The sequence below is a fragment of the Pectobacterium fontis genome, from assembly GCF_000803215.1.
Taxonomy (GTDB): domain Bacteria; phylum Pseudomonadota; class Gammaproteobacteria; order Enterobacterales; family Enterobacteriaceae; genus Pectobacterium; species Pectobacterium fontis.
The window spans coordinates 12,330-29,743 of sequence record NZ_JSXC01000042.1 but is presented as its reverse complement, the minus strand read 5'-3'; the positions used below and the strand labels follow the sequence as shown (position 1 = coordinate 29,743).

The window sequence follows — 17,414 nt, the reverse complement described above, 5'->3', positions numbered from 1 at the left end:
CACCCCCGGATTAACCGGGGGCAGTGAGAAGAGATTATTGACCAAACATTTGTTTGATCCAGTCAGCGACACCTTCACCATCCTGCTGCGCTGAAGGCTGTTGCTGGCTGGCCTGACACAGCGCTTGCGGGTTATCCGTCCAGACTGGCAATACCCGTCCGGCGCTGCTGCCGTTGCAGACAACGTTACCGCTGCCATCCACCGTCATGGTCGTAATCCCTTCCGGCGGCGTCAGCAGTAAGGGCAGCGGCGTTTGATTTTCCAGATAGCGACGATAAATTGTCAGCGCCCCGTTCGCCCCGGTCAGCTTGGCCGGGCCGTTGTTGTCACGTCCGACCCAGCTAATCGCCACTTCTTTACCGTCGATCCCGGCAAACCAACTGTCACGCAGGTCGTTCGTCGTACCGGTTTTCGCTGCCAGATGATAATTCGGGAATTTCACCGCCAGCGAACGCGACGTACCGCGTTCAACCACCTGCTGCATGCCATACAACGTCAGGTAGGCCGCCTGCGCCGGAACCGCGCGTTCAGCCTGCGGGAAGCTCTGATACAGTACCGTGCCATCTTCCGCAATCACCGAACGCAGCGAGGAGAGTGGCGCACGGTTACCGCCGCTGGCGATCGTCTGGTATTCCTGCGCCACTTCCATCGGCGTCAGGCTGATCGCGCCCAGCAACATTGCCGGTACAGGTTGAATGACATTTGCCGGGATCCCCAAACGCTGCAAGGTCGCCGATATCTGATCCAGCCCTACCGCCATCCCCAGATTAACCGTCGGGACGTTTAGCGAGTTCGCCAGCGCATCCACCAGCATGACGCGGCCACGGAATTCGCGGTCGTAGTTCTTCGGCTGCCATAGCTGCCCATTAGACTGCTTGATCGACAGCGGTTCATCCGCCAGCAGCGTATTCAGACGATAACTGTCCGGCTGGCTCAGCGCCGTCAGGTAGGTCGGCGGCTTCGCCAATGACCCAACGGGGCGACGAGCTTGTAGCGCACGGTTAAACCCGGCGTACTGCGTTTGCGAACCGCCGACCATCGCGCGAATTTCACCGCTAAAGCGATCGACAATCACCATCGCCGCTTCCAGATCGCTGACGTTACGCCCTGCGCGCAGCGCTGGCACGCCTACTTCCACCGCTTTTTCCGCCGCGTCCTGAGAAACCGGATCGAGCGTGGTAAAGATCTTCACGCCGGAGAGATCGTTAACCTTGTCGCCAAGACGCTGTTGCAGTTCCTGACGCACCAGTTGCATAAAGGCAGGTTGAGGACTGATGACACCGCCTTTCGGCTGCACACCCAGTGGACGCGCACTCAGCATGTTGTACAGGTCAGCATCAATAACCTGCTGATTCTGTAACAAACGCAGCACCAGATTGCGTCGCTCTAACGTAATCTGCGGGTTACGCCACGGGTTATACAGCGACGCCCCTTTCACCATCCCCACCAGTAACGCCTGTTGGTCAAGGCTCAGTTCATTCACCGGACGGCCGAAATAGTACAAGCTGGCGAGCGGGAAACCGCGGATCTGATCGTTACCGCTCTGACCGAGGTACACCTCGTTGAGGTACAGTTCAAGGATACGATCCTTGCTGTAACGGTAATCCATGATCAGCGCCATGTAGGCTTCATTGGCTTTACGCCACAGCGAACGCTCGTTAGTCAGGAACAAGTTCTTCACCAACTGCTGCGTCAGCGTACTGCCGCCCTGTACCGCCCGTCCCGCCGTGATGTTGGCTAAAAATGCACGGCCAATGGAGTACAAGCTGATACCATCGTGCTCATAGAAATGGCGGTCTTCGGTCGCAACCAGCGTATCAACCAGCAAATCAGGGAAGCCGGAACGCGGCACGAATAAACGCTGTTCGCCATTCGGCGACTGCATCATGGTGATCAGTTTCGGATCGAGACGGAAAAAGCCAAAGTTACGCTGGTTGTCCAGATTCTGGATCTGTGACAAGCGATCGTTGGCAAACGTCAGACGCGCCTGAATCTGTCCTTCTTTGCCATCGGGGAAATCAAACGGGCGGCGCAGCATGTCGATGCTGTTGCCGCGCACGCTGAATTCACCCGGACGGGTAATGCGGCTCACCTGACGGTATTGCATGCCTTCCAGCAGACTGATCATCTCTTTCTGGCTATAGGCCATACCGGGTTCAAGGTTGACCATGCGACCATAGACGGCGGCAGGCAACTGCCAAACCTTCCCTTCAATACGGCTGCGGATCTGGCTGTCGAGGTACACGCCATAGATCGCCATCGCCACGGCGAAGACCAGAAACAGCTTGATCGCCAGCCCGAGCCATCGCCGTTTTCTCTGCGATTTACGCGTCATGGTCTCATCACCATCGTCATCATCATCGTCGTCATAGTCGTCCTGATAATCGTCGTAGTCATCATCATAGTCGTCATCCCTGCGACGTCGTATAGCCTGTTTGCGTTCAGGTTTACGTTTTGGCGCTTTCCCTTTGCGTCCGATAGGTTCGCGGTCATCCCGAGACATTACAATAACTTCTCCATCAGGTTGTTCACGGCTATCTGCTCTGCGCTCAAGCCGCCTACTCTGTTTCCAGCCTCTTTTTTGGGAAAGCGGAAACGTCTGAAATTAGTGATTCTGATATTTCTTGGTACGTCTCGTCGGCGCTGTATTCGCCGGATCGTCCGGCCAGACATGCTTGGGGTAACGCCCCTTCATCTCTTTTTGTACTTCGCGATAAGTACCTTGCCAGAATGCCGCTAAATCGCGCGTAATCTGTAGTGGACGCTGCGCTGGCGATAACAGTTCCAATACCAGCGCCACACGCCCCTCCGCCAGCAGCGGGCTTTGCTGCTCACCAAACATTTCCTGCATCCGTACCGATAGCACGGGTGCCTTATCGTCATAATAGGCGATAGGCAAGCGACTGCCGCCGGGTGCAGTGTAGTGCGTGGGCAACGCACTATCCAGCCGCTGACGCAGCGACCAGTCCAGCAACCGCAGCAGCGCCTCACTCAAATTAATCTGATGCAACGCCCGTAAATCACGCACGCCGGACAGGGACGGCTGTAACCAGATGTCCAGCGTTGCCAACAGCGTGTCGTCATCCACTCGCGGCCAGTCAACCTCAGGCAACCACTGGCTGGCGCACTGTAACCGGGCGCGTAGCTGCAACGCCGCTGCATCCCAGTTTAATGCATCCATTCCTTGCTCCCGAATCCAGGATAACATCGCCTGCTGCAAAGCCTCATCGGATGGCTTATTCAGTGGCCGTGTTCGCAGCGTCAGGCAACCTATCTGGTCGCGCTGGCTGGCGCGCAGAGTACCCTTTTCTTCGTCCCAGTGCACCACGTTACGCTCATTTATTAATCCGGGTAGCCGCCGTTCCAGCCGTTCAATATCCAGCGGCAACGCCAGCAGGATCCGTGCATCCGCCGTGAGATTATTTTGCAGCAGTGCCGGAGCCAGTAGCCACTCTGAACCTGACAACGCTTCATCAGCCGACATCATTGCACCGCTGCCGTTAGCCAACTGATAGCGTCCGTCCTGACTCCGCCGCCGGGCGATACGGTCAGGGAAAGCCTGTGCCAACAGCCAGTCGGCCTCTCCGCTATCAAGATGATTAACATCCGCGACACGCGCCGAGGTCGTCGATAAACGGCGCACAAGCTGTTTTGCCCGCCGCAACCAGTGCGGCAGTGGACGATGCAGCCAGTCGGCCAGATTGATCGACCCGCTACGCGGCGGCTCTTCCAGTATCGCCGCCAGACACCCGGCAGTAACCAACGCCTCTGAACTTTGCTGTGACGCGGCATATAACATTGTCGCCAAACGGGCATCGCTGCCTAACGCCGCAATCTTCCGCCCCTCGGTAGTCAATCGCTGCTGTTCATCGGTAATACCGAGCTGGCGCAGCAACTGGCAGGCGGCATACAGCGCGGGGGCGGGCGGCGTGTCCAGCCAGGTTAACTGCGCCACATCGGTACAGCCCCACTGTAATAAATCCAGCCAGACGCTGCTTAAATCGCTGTGCAGTATCTCAGCCTCGCTTTGCGCCGCTGCGCGTTCGGCCTGTTCGCGAGAGCACAGATGCCAGCAAATGCCGGGACTTAAGCGTCCGGCACGTCCGGCACGCTGCACCATGGAGGCCTGACTGATGCGCTGTGTGACCAGCCGAGTCATGCCGCTTTTCACATCAAAACTGGCGACACGTTCAAGGCCGCTGTCCACCACCAGCCGAATTCCCTCAATCGTCAGACTGGTTTCGGCAATATTCGTGGCTAACACCACCTTACGACGACCCGGCTGCGCAGGCAGAATCGCTTTTTGCTGCTCCGCCAACGTCAACGCACCGTATAAAGGGCAGAGATCGATGTCGCTCGACACACAATGTTCCAGCAACGCCTGTACACGACGGATCTCCGCGACGCCGGGCAAAAACAGCAGCAGCGAGCCATCTTCTTCAGTGAGTATGCGTCGCACCTGTCGCGCTACGCCCTCTTCCAACCGTTCCTGACTGTTCAACGGGGCGTAACACCGCTCGACCGGATAGCTGCGACCTTCGGAAACCACGCAGACGGCTTCGGGCAATAGCGCCGCCAGCCGCGCATTGTCCAGCGTCGCAGACATAATCAGCAATTTTACATCTTCGCGTAGCCCCTGCTGCACATCGAGCAAAAGCGCCAGTGCCACATCGGCCTGCACGCTACGTTCATGAAACTCATCAAGGATGATTAGAGAAACGCCTTGCAGTTCCGCATCCTGTTGCAGCAAACGGGTCAACATCCCTTCGGTGACAACCTCCAGCTTCGTGGCATTACTCACGCAGCTTTCCGACCGCATACGATAGCCTACGGTTTGCCCCGGTTCTTCACCCAATTGCTGCGCCAGTCGCCAGGCTACGCTCTTCGCCGCCAGACGACGCGGCTCCAGCATGATGATGCGCCCGTTCACGTTACCCTGTTGTAGCAATTGCAACGGCAACCAGGTCGATTTCCCCGCCCCCGTTGGGGCACTGAGCAGCACCTGAGGCGCAGTATGTAACGCCGTTATCACATCATCCAGCACGGCGCTGACGGGCGGTAAAATCACAGGCATCTCCGTATAAGGTTAACTTTCAGCGACGAGCATTGTAGCATCTGGATAAATGTCGCATCGGATGGAATCAGAATAGAGAGATCGTCATGCCCGCCACCCGCCGCCTGTTTTTTGCTTTACCACTGCCGGAAAGCACACAGCAAGAGATCATCCGCTGGCGTGCCGCACACTTCCCTCAGGAAGCCGGACGCCCGGTTGCCGCCGCCAATCTCCACCTGACGCTGGCGTTTTTGGGCGATGTCAGCGAGCAAAAAGCGCAGGTGTTACAAACCTTAGCAGCCCGTATCCGCCAACCCGCGTTTACGTTAACGCTGGATGACGCCGGACACTGGCCACGTCCCGGCGTAGTCTGGCTGGGCTGCCGTCGTGCACCGCGCGGGCTGTTACAGTTGGCGGAACTGCTGCGTTCTCAGGCCGCGCGCAACGGCTGCTATCAAACGGCCTTGCCGTTTCATCCGCACATTACGTTATTACGTGGCGCGACTCGCCCCGTGGCTATTCCCCCCGCCACCTTTAGCTGGCAAATCGACATGACACACTTTTCGCTTTACGCGTCGCTATTCGACAATGGCAAAACGCGCTATCAACAGTTGGAAAGCTGGTCATTGATTAAATAGAACAGGATCCTCATGGACTATATCCCACGTTTACAACCTGCCCGGTTGATTAAACGTTATAAACGCTTTTTGGCCGATGTCGTGACCCCGCACGGCGACGTCCTCACGTTGCACTGTGCCAATACCGGTGCGATGACAGGCTGCGCCACGCCCGGCGATACCGTGTGGTACTCAACGTCTGATAACCCTAAGCGTAAGTATCCGCAGAGCTGGGAACTGACTGAAACGCAACAAAATCACTGGATTTGTATCAATACTCTGCGTGCCAACACATTATTGTATGAAGCCTTGGTGGAAAATCGTGTAGAAGAACTGGCTGGCTACTCAGATATAAAAACGGAGGTCAAATATGGTACGGAAAACAGCCGAATCGACCTGCTTTTACAGGCACCGGACAGGATTGACTGCTATATTGAGGTGAAATCCGTCACATTACTGCAACATGAATGTGGTTACTTTCCCGATGCGGTTACACTCAGAGGGCAAAAGCATCTGCGTGAGCTGCAACAGATGGTTTCTAGCGGAAAACGCGCTGTACTTTTTTTTGCCGTGCTCCATTCAGGGATACAACAGGTTTCTCCCGCCCGGCATATTGATTCACGCTATGCGGAATTATTTATCGAAGCACAGCAAGCAGGGGTTGAAATTTTATGTTACGGCTCCACATTATGCCCTGACGGTATTAAATTGACGCATAAGCTACCGTTATTAGGATGAAGTAAAAACATTGCATAACACGCCTAACGTACCACTAAAGGCGTAACACATTGTTTATTATTTAATGTATGCAGGTTGTTCCTCACACTTTATCAGGCCGGTGTCAGGAAGCATTGCCAACCCTATCTCCATCTGCTATTTATAGCGGCCTGTTTTTTCCCCCTTTGGGGGCCGATATACCCAGATAGCTGAAGTTATGGTCAACAACGCCGCTACTTCACTGCAAAAAGGGTATTATGCGTGTCGTGTTATGTAGGAGAAGCAACATGCAAGAAGGGCAAAATCGTAAGACATCTTCTCTGAGCATTCTCGCAATTGCTGGAGTAGAGCCATACCAGGAGAAAGCGGGCGAAGAGTATATGAACGATGCTCAGTTAGCTCATTTCAAGCGTATTCTTGAAGCATGGCGCAACCAACTCATGGATGAAGTGGATCGAACGGTATCGCACATGCGCGATGAAGCCGCTAACTTCCCCGATCCCGTAGATCGTGCAGCGCAGGAAGAAGAGTTCAGTCTCGAACTGCGTAACCGTGACCGTGAGCGCAAACTGATCAAGAAAATCGCCAAAACGCTGGTGAAAATCGAAGAAGAGGATTTCGGATTCTGCGAATCCTGTGGCGTCGAGATTGGCATCCGCCGTCTGGAAGCACGTCCGACTGCCGACCTGTGTATCGACTGCAAAACGCTGGCAGAGATACGCGAAAAGCAAATGGCGGGATAATTTTCCTACCCTGAATCGACTCCTGCCACCCGCAGGGGTCGATTGTGATTCGCCGACCGCTGATGAATAGTATTCATTAGTCTATCTTTTGTCTGGATAACACGCTGACGAGATAGTAGCTGCCTTTTTATGTCTGGAACTGCTGGTTTTACTGAAATTAATCGTTTTTCTGCCTCTAGCCGTTATATCGGGCGTTTTGCCCCTTCTCCCTCTGGTGACCTGCATTTTGGCTCTCTGATTGCCGCTCTGGGTAGTTACCTCCAGGCGCGCTCCCAACAAGGGCGCTGGCTGGTACGCATTGAAGATATCGATCCTCCACGGGAAATTCCCGGTGCCGCCTCTCGTATACTCGCGCAATTAGAACACTACGGCCTGTATTGGGATGGCGATGTGGTTTACCAGTCACAGCGCCATGCGCGTTACCGCGAGATCCTCCAGCAGCTTCAACAGCAGGGAATGAGCTATTATTGCACCTGTACGCGTAGCCGTATTCAGCAGTTGGGCGGGCACTATGACGGCTATTGCCGAACGCGTAACCTGCCTGCCGACAATGCCGCGCTACGCCTGCGCCAAACGACGCCGGTATTTCACTTTCACGATAGATTGCGTGGCGAGCTATATGCTGACACCGCGCTCGCTCAGGAAGATTTCATCATCCACCGCCGCGACGGGCTATTTGCCTATAATCTGGCCGTGGTGATCGACGATAACGATCAGGGTGTGACAGAGATCGTGCGCGGCGCCGACCTTATCGAGCCAACGGTACGGCAACTTTCGCTCTATCAGCAATTGGGCTACGCGATCCCCACCTATGTGCATCTGCCGCTGGTGCTGAATACCGAGGGAAATAAGCTTTCCAAACAGAATCATGCCCCCGCGCTACCGCACAGCGATCCGCGTCCTGTGCTGCTTGCCGCACTGCAATTTCTGCATCAACCGCTGCCGGAAAATGGCCAGGATATGACGCTTTCCGCACTGCTGGCATGGTCTGTCACGCACTGGTCGCTTGATAGCGTCCCGCTACAGGCGGCAATAAACGCGTCCACGATCACATCAGCATTCTCAAAGGGGCATTGGTGAGCTATGATTAGCCGCTATTTTTCGTGGCGCGCCATCCTTAGCCGCCCCTTTGGGGGGCGACGCCCATGCTATGCTGTTGATTTATCCATCACTATCGAGGTGTATTATCTTTTCCCGAGTTGCTAATTTTTGTCGTAAAGTACTGAATCGTGAGAACGAAATGGTCGAATCTGAGGAACCGCGTCAGCATCTGACCGTCATCCCGCGTGACCAACACACTATTTCACGCAGCGACATCAGCGATAACGCGCTGAAAGTACTTTATCGCCTGAACAAAGCTGGCTATGAGGCTTATCTGGTTGGCGGCGGCGTACGCGACCTGCTACTGGGCAAAAAGCCGAAGGATTTTGATATCACCACTAACGCCACACCCGATCAGGTGCGTAAGCTATTCCGCAACTGTCGTTTAGTTGGGCGTCGTTTCCGTCTCGCTCATATCATGTTCGGGCCAGAGGTGATTGAAGTTGCCACGTTCCGTGGTCACCACGATCAGCATCAGGAACAGCAGGAAACCAAGAATTCCTCACAGCAGGCTCAAAGCGGCATGTTGCTGCGCGACAACATTTTCGGCTCGGTTGAAGAAGACGCCCAGCGTCGCGATTTCTCGATCAATAGCCTCTATTACAGCATTTCTGATTTCAGCGTACGCGACTACACCGGTGGCCTGAACGATCTGCGTCAGGGCGTCATTCGTATGATTGGCGATCCTGAAACACGCTACCGTGAAGATCCCGTGCGGATGCTGCGCGCCGTCCGTTTCGCTGCCAAACTTAACATGACGGTCAGCCCGGAAACCGCCGAACCGATTCCTCGTCTCGCTTCGCTGCTGCACGACATCCCTGCGGCGCGTATGTTTGAAGAATCGCTGAAATTGCTTCAGTCAGGCTATGGCTACCCAACCTATAAAATGCTGTGTGAATATCAGTTGTTCCAGCCGCTTTTCCCGCTGCTGAGCCGCTATTTCACACCAAACGGTGATTCCACGCTGGAGCGCATGGTTGCCCAGGTGCTGAAAAATACCGACCAGCGCCTGCAAAACGATATGCGGGTGAATCCGGCCTTCTTATTCTCTGCCATGCTGTGGTATCCGCTGGTTGAGCATGCACAAAAGCTGGCGCAGGAAAGCGGTCTGGCTTACTTTGATGCCTTCTCGCTGGCGATGAACGATGTACTGGATGAACAGTGCCGTTCTCTGGCGATCCCTAAGCGCATTACCTCTTTAGTTCGTGATATCTGGCAACTGCAAACGCGCCTGTCTCGCCGTCAGGGTAAACGCGCTTATAAGCTGATGGAACATCCTAAATTCCGCGCCGCATACGACCTGCTTTGTCTGCGGGCCGAAATTGAAAACCATCAGGAATTGCTGCGTCTGTCGCAATGGTGGGGAGAATTTCAGGTTGCTGCTCCGCCGCGTCAGCAGGTCATGCTGCGATCGCTGGATGATGGCCCGACGCCACATCGTCGTTCTCGTCCTCGTCGACCGCGTAAACCTACGGTGCCACGCCGGGATCAAGCCTGATGACACGCGTGTATCTGGCGCTGGGCAGCAATCTTGCTCAGCCTTTGCAACAGGTGCGCGCCGCCTTGTCTGCGCTGGATGCGATCCCGCATACTCGCGTCGTTCGCTGCTCTTCGTTTTACCGTAGTCGCCCGCTCGGCCCGCAGGATCAGCCAGACTATCTCAATGCTGTCGTTGAACTGGAAACCGAACTCGCCGCCGAGTCGCTGCTCGATCGCACACAGGCCATCGAGCTGGAACAAGGCCGCGAACGCAAGGCGCACCGTTGGGGGCCGCGCACGTTGGATCTGGATATTCTGCTGTTCGGTAATGCCGTGATCCACACCGACCGTCTGACCGTACCGCATTACGACATGAAGAATCGTGAATTCATGCTCTACCCGCTGGCAGAAATCGCCCCTCAACTGGCGTTCCCCGATGGTGAAACGCTTGCCCAGCGGCTAACCCACGTCGATCGCAACGGTCTGACATTGTGGGACAGACAATAAACAGTTGGAATGGCGAGGCCTACTGACCATCCCGCTTATCAGCCCCTCTCACATCGGTAACTTGAAGCATGACGGGTATATCGCTACACGTCAGCTTACATTAGAATGTTCTCCTCAATTCTTCGCCCTATTGACATAGGAAGGCCGTCATGAAACCGACGACTATCTCCCATTTGCGCCAATGGAAACAAGAGCAGCGAAAATTCGCTACGATCACCGCTTACGATGCCAGTTTTTCCCGCCTGTTTTTTGAACAGGGTATCCGCGTGATGCTGGTGGGTGACTCGCTGGGAATGACCGTACAGGGTCACGATTCCACCTTGCCCGTCACCACAAACGATATCGTGTATCACACACAGTGTGTTCGCCGCGGCGCACCGCTGGCGCTGGTTCTCTCCGATATGCCTTTTATGACTTATGCCACGCCGGAACAAACGTTCAGTCAGGCGGCAGAGCTGATGCGTGCCGGTGCGAATATGGTAAAGCTGGAAGGCGGAAGCTGGCTTGCGCCAACGGTAAAAATGCTGACCGAACGCGCGGTGCCAGTGTGTGGTCATCTGGGGCTGACGCCGCAGTCCGTTAACATTTTCGGTGGCTATAAAATTCAGGGACGCAGCGAAAACGATGCCAATCAACTGCTGGCCGATGCCCTTGCGCTTGAAGAAGCAGGCGCGCAGTTGCTGGTGTTGGAATGCGTACCGGTTGCGCTGGCCAAACGTGTCACGGACGCGCTGTCGATACCCGTGATTGGCATTGGCGCCGGTAACGTGACCGACGGGCAGATTCTGGTCATGCATGATGCTCTCGGCATTACCGGTGACAACACACCTAAGTTTGCCAAGAATTTTCTGGCGCAAAGCGGCGACATCCGTACGGCTGTCCGGTTGTACGCACAAGAGGTCGAACAGGGTATTTATCCGGCCGAAGAACATTCATTTCATTGAGAACACTCGTTTCATTAAAGAACGGGCATTCCACTCATCAGGCTGTTTTTGTTAAGGAGTACGGGTGTGTTAATAATCGAAACCCCTCTGCTGCTGCGCCGTGAAGTTCGTCGCTGGCGTCAGGAAGGGAAACGTATTGCTTTGGTTCCCACCATGGGTAATTTGCATGACGGACATATGACGCTGGTGGATGAAGCCAGAGCGCACGCCGACATCGTCATTGTCAGCATTTTTGTCAATCCCATGCAGTTTGAGCGGCCAGATGATTTAGCCCGCTACCCGCGAACATTGCAGGAAGACTGCGAGAAATTGAATCGCCGCGGTGCCGATCTGGTTTTCGCGCCTAGCCCGGATGTGATATACCCGAATGGGCTGGAATCGCAAACGTTTGTCGATGTGCCCGGCCTGTCTTCCATGCTGGAAGGCGCCAGCCGTCCCGGCCATTTCCGGGGCGTCGCCACCATTGTCAGCAAGCTGTTCAATCTGGTACAACCGGATGTAGCCTGCTTCGGTGAGAAAGATTACCAGCAGCTCGCGCTGATTCGCCAGCTTGTTCGCGATATGGGCTATGACATTGATATCATTGGCGTGCCTATCGTGCGGGCAAAAGATGGGCTGGCATTGAGTTCACGTAATGGCTATCTCACTGCTGAAGAACGCCAACGGGCACCGACGCTTTATCAGGTGATGATGGCGCTTTCGACGCAGTTGGACAACGGCGATCGCCAGATAGATATCTTGTTGGAACAAGCGGCAGAGAAGCTGCGGGACGCGGGCTTTACGCCTGATGAGCTGTTTATCCGCGATGCGGATACGCTACAACCGCTGAGTGCGGCCAGCACACGCGCCGTGATTTTGATGGCTGCCTGGTTAGGCAAAGCCAGATTGATTGATAACCACCAGGTCGATTTGACTGTATGAACCGAGGTAACAAAGCGATGATACGTACCATGCTGCAAGGCAAGCTGCACCGGGTGAAAGTGACTCAGGCTGACTTGCATTATGAAGGCTCTTGCGCCATCGATCAGGATTTTATGGATGCCGCCGGCATTCTGGAATACGAAGCGATTGATATCTATAACGTTGATAACGGTCAGCGTTTCTCTACCTACGCGATTGTGGGCGAAAGGGGGTCACGCATTATCTCTGTAAACGGTGCCGCGGCTCGCCTTGCCTGCGTGGGCGACAAGCTGATTATCTGCTCCTACGTACAGATGTCCGACGAGGAAGCCAGAAGCCACAGCCCGAAAGTGGCCTATTTCTCGGGTGATAACGAACTGCAACGTCAGGCCAAAGCGATTCCAGTTCAGGTCGCCTGATCGCTTTAGATAAGCAAAAGGCGGTGTTACCACCGCCTTCTCATTTACCGACTACGTTCGCAACCCGCGCCCGCGTTCAATCAGCCACCAGACCAGCAGATAAAACACCACGATAAAGGCAGTCAGCACCGACATCGTGAACAGCAGCGGCACGTCCTGAATCCCGAGAAAACCGTAACGGAAGCCGCTGATCATGTACACCACCGGGTTCAGTTTAGATACGGCTTGCCAGAACGGTGGCAGCAGCGTCAGTGAGTAAAACACCCCACCCAGATAGGTCAGCGGCGTTAACACAAATGTCGGAATCAGACTGATATCATCAAAGGTTTTCGCAAATACGGCATTCAGTAATCCTGCCAGCGAGAACAGCATCGCCGTCAGCAATAGCGTCAGAACAATCACCCACCAGGCATGAACATGCAACGGGACGAAGAACAGCGACACCGCCGTCACCAAAACCCCCACGCATAGGCCGCGCGCGATACCGCCGCCAATATAACCCGCAATAATCACATGGGTCGGCACGGGTGCAACCAGCAGTTCTTCAATATTGCGTTGAAACTTAGCGCTGAAAAAGGAGGACGCGACGTTGGCATAGGCGTTGGTGATCACCGCCATCATGATCAAACCCGGCACAATAAACTGCATGTAGGTAAAACCGTGCATCTCGCCGATACGTGAACCGATCAGGTTGCCAAAAATAATAAAATACAGCGTCATGGTGATCACGGGCGGCACCAGCGTCTGGATCCAGATCCGCCCAAACCGGGTCACTTCTTTAACCCAGATACTCTGTAGCGCCACCCAATACAAATGCATCATGCCTTTTCTCCCCCGTTTGCCCCATTCACCAGCGTGACAAACAGCTCTTCCAACCGGTTCGCTTTATTACGCATACTCAATATCGTTATCCCCTGCGCGTTGAGCTGGCTAAATAACGCATTCAGGCCTTGCTCACGCATGACATCCACTTCCAGCGTTGACGTGTCCGTCAGGCGGAATGCGTAGCCTTCCAACTGCGGCAGCGGGCTTTTCACCGCCAGATCGAAAATAAACGTCTCTGACTTCAGCTTGCCAAGCAACTGCTTCATCGAGGTATTTTCCACCAGCTCTCCGCGCTGGATGATCCCGATGTTGCGGCACAGCATTTCCGCTTCTTCCAGATAGTGCGTAGTCAGAATAATCGTGGTGCCCTGCGCGTTCAGCGCTTTCAAAAAACCCCACATGGAACGACGTAATTCGATGTCCACACCGGCGGTGGGTTCGTCAAGAATCAGCAGCTTAGGCTCATGCATTAATGCACGCGCAATCATCAGGCGACGCTTCATCCCACCGGACAACATCATCGCTTTTTCGCCACGTTTCTCCCATAGATCCAGTTGTTTCAGGTATTTTTCCGCGCGCTGCAACGCATCCTGACGTTTCACGCCATAGTAGCCCGCCTGGTTAACCACAATCTGCAATACCGTCTCAAAGGGATTGAAGTTAAATTCCTGCGGAACCAGCCCCAGTTGGCGTTTCGCATTCACTTTATCCAGCTCAAGGTCATAGCCGAAGACACGAACTTTACCGGCGGTTTTATTCACCAACGAGCTGATAATCCCAATCGTGGTGGATTTTCCTGCGCCATTCGGCCCCAGCAGCGCATAGAAATCGCCGGCTTCCACGTTCAGGTCGATCCCCCGTAACGCCTTGACGCCTCCCGGATAGGTCTTGGTTAATTGCGCCAGTTCCAGTGCATATGTCATAAGAAATGGATTGCCTTATTATCAGTGAGTTCTACAGATTTGAAGTGTGACGGAGATAAACTATCGTTTTTCAAACGACGCATGTTGCCTTATATTACTCCCCACTGCCCCTTGTTTGTTACAGGTCATTTACTTTCATGAAAGAAATCGAAACGCTCATCGCCAATAACCAGCTTTGGTCTAAAACGATGGTGGAAGAGGATCCTGGCTACTTTGAACGTCTGGCGCAGGCACAACGACCCCGTTTTCTATGGATTGGATGCTCGGACAGTCGCGTACCTGCTGAAAGTCTGACCAGCCTTGAGCCTGGTGAACTGTTTGTTCACCGCAATGTTGCCAATTTGGTTATTCATACCGATCTCAATTGCCTGTCTGTCGTGCAATATGCCGTCGAGGTTCTCGAAGTCGAACATATCATCATCTGCGGCCACTACGGCTGCGGCGGTGTTCAGGCCGCGGTGGAAAACCCGGAGCTGGGTTTGATTAACAACTGGCTGCTGCATATTCGTGATTTGTGGTACAAGCATAGTTCGCTGCTGGGGGAATTGCCTCCCGAACAGCGTCTGAACACGCTCTGTGAGATCAACGTTGTCGAGCAGGTGTATAACCTCGGCCACTCCACCATCATGCAATCTGCCTGGAAGCGTGGGCAGAAAGTGACGATCCACGGTTGGGTATACGGGATTCAGGATGGCCGTCTGCGCGATCTGGAAGTCACCGCGACCAACCGGGAGACGCTGGAACAGCGTTATCGCCGCGCGATTTCCACCCTGTCTTAATTGCTGCCTGACGCCCACTCGCTGGGCGTCGTTCACGGCATCAGCCTTGTTTTACGCGTTATTCCTGTGGAACAACCTTGCCGACGTAAGGTAAATGGCGATAATGCTGGGCATAGTCGATACCGTAACCCACGACAAATTCGTCGGGGATCGAGAACCCAACCCACTCGACTTTCACTGCCACTTCACGGCGCTCGGGTTTGTCCAGCAGCGTACAGATAGCCAGCGATTTCGGCTGGCGCAGTTGCAGAATTTCCCGCACCTTGCTCAGCGTATTACCTGAATCGATGATGTCTTCAACGATCAGCACGTCTTTACCGCGAATGTCCTCATCCAGATCCTTTAGGATCTTCACATCGCGTGTGCTGTTCATACCGCTGCCATAGCTGGATGCCGTCATGAAATCCACTTCGTGAGGGACATCGATCGCCCGGCATAAATCGGCCATAAAGATAAACGAACCGCGCAATAACCCCACCAGCACCATATCGCTGCCGCTGTCACGATAGTGTTCGCTGATCTGTTGCCCCAGTTCGGTAACCCGCGCCATCACTTCCTGCTCAGAAATCATGACTTCCACGGTATGTTTCATCATACTGATAACTCTTTGAAATAAGGTATTCAGCACCATCGGCAAATGACAGACTCGTTCTCGATGATGCACCCATGCTGATGTTTAAAAATACAGACGTTTACATCCGTCCGGGCAACGCCCAGGCGCGCAAAGTATATCAGAAACCACACCACGAAGGAGTAATGCCGATTGTTTAAGAATCGAGATACCGGGGGCTACCACGGTGCGAGGTATCCCTGCGGGAACCTCATCACCGTGTTTCCCCCTAAATCCACGCTTAAGTGAATGGTATTAACTACGAAGGAGACATCATGAGCACAGCATCCGTGGATGTTTGCTACAAAGTGAACGCCCCGCTTTCCAGCCAGCAGTTCATTGAACTGTTAAGGAAAACCTCATTGGGGCCGCGCCGCCCGCTGGATGATGAGACAGCGATTGCCGGTATGCTGAAACATGCCAACCTGCTGGTTTCTGCCTGGCAAGGGGAGACACTGGTGGGGATTGCGCGCAGCGTGACGGATTTTCACTTTTGCTGTTATCTGTCCGATCTGGCGGTATCAGAGGAGTGTCAACAGGCGGGAATAGGTAAGAAGCTGATTCAACAAACCGCTCAGCAGCTTGAAAAAGGCTGCAAAATCATTTTGCTGGCCGCGCCGCTGGCGGTGGATTACTACCCAAAATTAGGCTTTGAAAAGCACAACAGCGCCTGGCTGATCCCAGCAGCAGATCTGCACGAGGCATAATCATGGCTTTTCAGAGCCATCATCCGTATGGCTGACGGCCGGTAAAGCAGGATACAAAACCGGAGGATCCGTTTTAACACTTAAACGTACCTGCTGCCCTGGCTCAAACCAGTTGCTGGTCTGCACCAGCAGCGTCAGTTCCCCCATCTGCACCCGATACAAATTTGATGTGCCCATAAACAGCCGATCTTCGATCGAGGCCGGACCATCGGGATCGAGCGCCAGCGCCACATCTGCGGGGCGCACCATCCAATCACACGCGGAATCAATCGGTTGATTGAGCGGATGTGTCGCATGGTGATCGCCCAATGGGCTTTGCCATTGGTGGTCACTCATAATTTTCACCGGAAAATAGTTCGTATTCCCCATAAAATCAGCGACAAAGCGGCTATTCGGACGATGGTATAGCTCGGAAGGATAGCCCTGCTGCATAATTTTCCCTTCATCCAGCAGAATCAGATGATCGGCACAGGCAAAAGCCTCCTCACGGCTATGCGTGGCGAAAACCGCCGCGACATGACGCTGTTTGAGAACCTGCCGTAATTCGGTGATCAGGCGATAGCGAGTCTGACTGTCCAGCCCAGGAAAGGGTTCGTCCAGCAACAGCAGTTTCGGTTCACAGGCCAGCGCGCGGGCAATCGCCAAACGCTGTTGCTGCTCATTCGATAGCTCGTGTGGATAACGTGCGGCAACCTCATCCAGTTGTAAAAGCGCCAGCATCTCCGTACAGATTGGCTTGACTTCACTTTCCGGGCGGCCATATAACCCAAACGCAATATTGCCTTCCACTGTCAGATGCGGAAAGAGCGCATAGTCCTGAAAAATCAGGCCAACCTGGCGCAGTTCAGGTAAAACATACTCTTGCGGTGAGCTGACAGGCTCACCCTCCAGCACGATTTTTCCCTGAGTAATCGGCAGCAGGCCAGCGATCACCTGTAATAGCGCCGTTTTACCACAGCCATTTTTACCCAGCAGGCAGATCGTCTCATCGTCGCGCACGGTAAAGGAAATGTTCTCCAACACGGGAGACTGCTGCAACGTACAACTGACTGCCTGAACGCTCAGAATATCTATCGATACGGGCATGTAA

17 protein-coding genes are annotated in these 17,414 nt (G+C 54.2%); 11 read left to right on the top strand and 6 right to left on the bottom strand.

From position 1 onward, the window contains the following. Window positions 1-34 precede the first annotated feature (34 nt). Window positions 35-2,503, bottom strand: a complete 2,469-nt coding sequence (gene mrcB / locus OI69_RS15520; protein ID WP_039352353.1) for a bifunctional glycosyl transferase/transpeptidase — start codon at window positions 2,501-2,503, stop codon at window positions 35-37. Window positions 2,504-2,605: 102 nt separating this feature from the next. Continuing rightward, window positions 2,606-5,068, bottom strand: a complete 2,463-nt coding sequence (hrpB, locus tag OI69_RS15515; RefSeq protein ID WP_039352413.1) for an ATP-dependent helicase HrpB — start codon at window positions 5,066-5,068, stop codon at window positions 2,606-2,608. A gap of 92 nt (window positions 5,069-5,160) precedes the next feature. Here hrpB and thpR point away from each other — a divergent pair, with 92 nt between their 5' ends. From thpR to panD, 9 genes are all read left to right on the top strand, one after another. Next, complete coding sequence (gene thpR / locus OI69_RS20140; protein ID WP_039352350.1) at window positions 5,161-5,691, top strand: RNA 2',3'-cyclic phosphodiesterase; 531 nt, start codon at window positions 5,161-5,163, stop codon at window positions 5,689-5,691. A gap of 12 nt (window positions 5,692-5,703) precedes the next feature. After that, window positions 5,704-6,408, top strand: a complete 705-nt coding sequence (gene sfsA, locus OI69_RS20135; protein ID WP_039352348.1) for a DNA/RNA nuclease SfsA — start codon at window positions 5,704-5,706, stop codon at window positions 6,406-6,408. A 266-nt stretch (window positions 6,409-6,674) separates the two neighbouring features. Further along, window positions 6,675-7,130 (top strand): RNA polymerase-binding protein DksA, encoded by a 456-nt coding sequence (gene dksA, locus OI69_RS15500; RefSeq protein ID WP_039352346.1) that lies wholly within the window; start codon window positions 6,675-6,677, stop codon window positions 7,128-7,130. Between the two features lie 129 nt (window positions 7,131-7,259). Then, the gene (gene gluQRS / locus OI69_RS15495; protein ID WP_039352342.1) at window positions 7,260-8,210 is read left to right on the top strand and encodes a tRNA glutamyl-Q(34) synthetase GluQRS; all 951 of its coding nucleotides are present in this window, start codon (window positions 7,260-7,262) and stop codon (window positions 8,208-8,210) included. 106 nt (window positions 8,211-8,316) lie between these two features. Beyond that, window positions 8,317-9,729, top strand: coding sequence for a polynucleotide adenylyltransferase PcnB (gene pcnB / locus OI69_RS15490; protein WP_235319700.1), 1,413 nt, complete (start codon window positions 8,317-8,319; stop codon window positions 9,727-9,729). After that, window positions 9,729-10,217, top strand: a complete 489-nt coding sequence (folK, locus tag OI69_RS15485) for a 2-amino-4-hydroxy-6-hydroxymethyldihydropteridine diphosphokinase (protein ID WP_039352335.1) — start codon at window positions 9,729-9,731, stop codon at window positions 10,215-10,217. Before pcnB ends, folK begins: the two co-directional genes overlap by 1 nt. Before the next feature lie 149 nt (window positions 10,218-10,366). After that, the gene (gene panB / locus OI69_RS15480; RefSeq protein ID WP_039352332.1) at window positions 10,367-11,161 is read left to right on the top strand and encodes a 3-methyl-2-oxobutanoate hydroxymethyltransferase; all 795 of its coding nucleotides are present in this window, start codon (window positions 10,367-10,369) and stop codon (window positions 11,159-11,161) included. A 66-nt stretch (window positions 11,162-11,227) separates the two neighbouring features. Beyond that, complete coding sequence (gene panC / locus OI69_RS15475; protein WP_039352329.1) at window positions 11,228-12,082, top strand: pantoate--beta-alanine ligase; 855 nt, start codon at window positions 11,228-11,230, stop codon at window positions 12,080-12,082. A 17-nt stretch (window positions 12,083-12,099) separates the two neighbouring features. Further along, on the top strand, window positions 12,100-12,480 hold the full coding sequence (panD, locus tag OI69_RS15470; protein WP_039352409.1) for an aspartate 1-decarboxylase: 381 nt from the start codon (window positions 12,100-12,102) through the stop codon (window positions 12,478-12,480). 51 nt (window positions 12,481-12,531) lie between these two features. Here panD and OI69_RS15465 read toward each other — a convergent pair whose 3' ends face one another. Together OI69_RS15465 and OI69_RS15460 are read right to left on the bottom strand one after the other, a co-directional pair. Further along, window positions 12,532-13,302, bottom strand: a complete 771-nt coding sequence (locus tag OI69_RS15465) for an ABC transporter permease (protein ID WP_039352326.1) — start codon at window positions 13,300-13,302, stop codon at window positions 12,532-12,534. Beyond that, on the bottom strand, window positions 13,299-14,228 hold the full coding sequence (locus OI69_RS15460; RefSeq protein WP_039352323.1) for an ABC transporter ATP-binding protein: 930 nt from the start codon (window positions 14,226-14,228) through the stop codon (window positions 13,299-13,301). The genes OI69_RS15465 and OI69_RS15460 overlap by 4 nt, the downstream gene beginning before the upstream one ends. 137 nt (window positions 14,229-14,365) lie before the next feature. Between OI69_RS15460 and can the strand changes: the two genes are divergently transcribed. Beyond that, window positions 14,366-15,007: a carbonate dehydratase gene (gene can, locus OI69_RS15455; protein ID WP_005969011.1), complete on the top strand. Its 642-nt coding sequence runs from the start codon at window positions 14,366-14,368 to the stop codon at window positions 15,005-15,007. Window positions 15,008-15,065: 58 nt separating this feature from the next. On the opposite strand, the gene hpt is transcribed toward can, so the two are convergent. Further along, window positions 15,066-15,599, bottom strand: coding sequence for a hypoxanthine phosphoribosyltransferase (gene hpt / locus OI69_RS15450; protein ID WP_154715567.1), 534 nt, complete (start codon window positions 15,597-15,599; stop codon window positions 15,066-15,068). Window positions 15,600-15,892: 293 nt separating this feature from the next. Here hpt and OI69_RS15445 point away from each other — a divergent pair, with 293 nt between their 5' ends. Continuing rightward, window positions 15,893-16,324, top strand: a complete 432-nt coding sequence (locus tag OI69_RS15445) for a GNAT family N-acetyltransferase (RefSeq protein ID WP_039352319.1) — start codon at window positions 15,893-15,895, stop codon at window positions 16,322-16,324. On the opposite strand, the gene OI69_RS15440 is transcribed toward OI69_RS15445, so the two are convergent. Next, window positions 16,325-17,410, bottom strand: coding sequence for an ABC transporter ATP-binding protein (locus OI69_RS15440; protein ID WP_039352315.1), 1,086 nt, complete (start codon window positions 17,408-17,410; stop codon window positions 16,325-16,327). Window positions 17,411-17,414 lie beyond the last annotated feature (4 nt).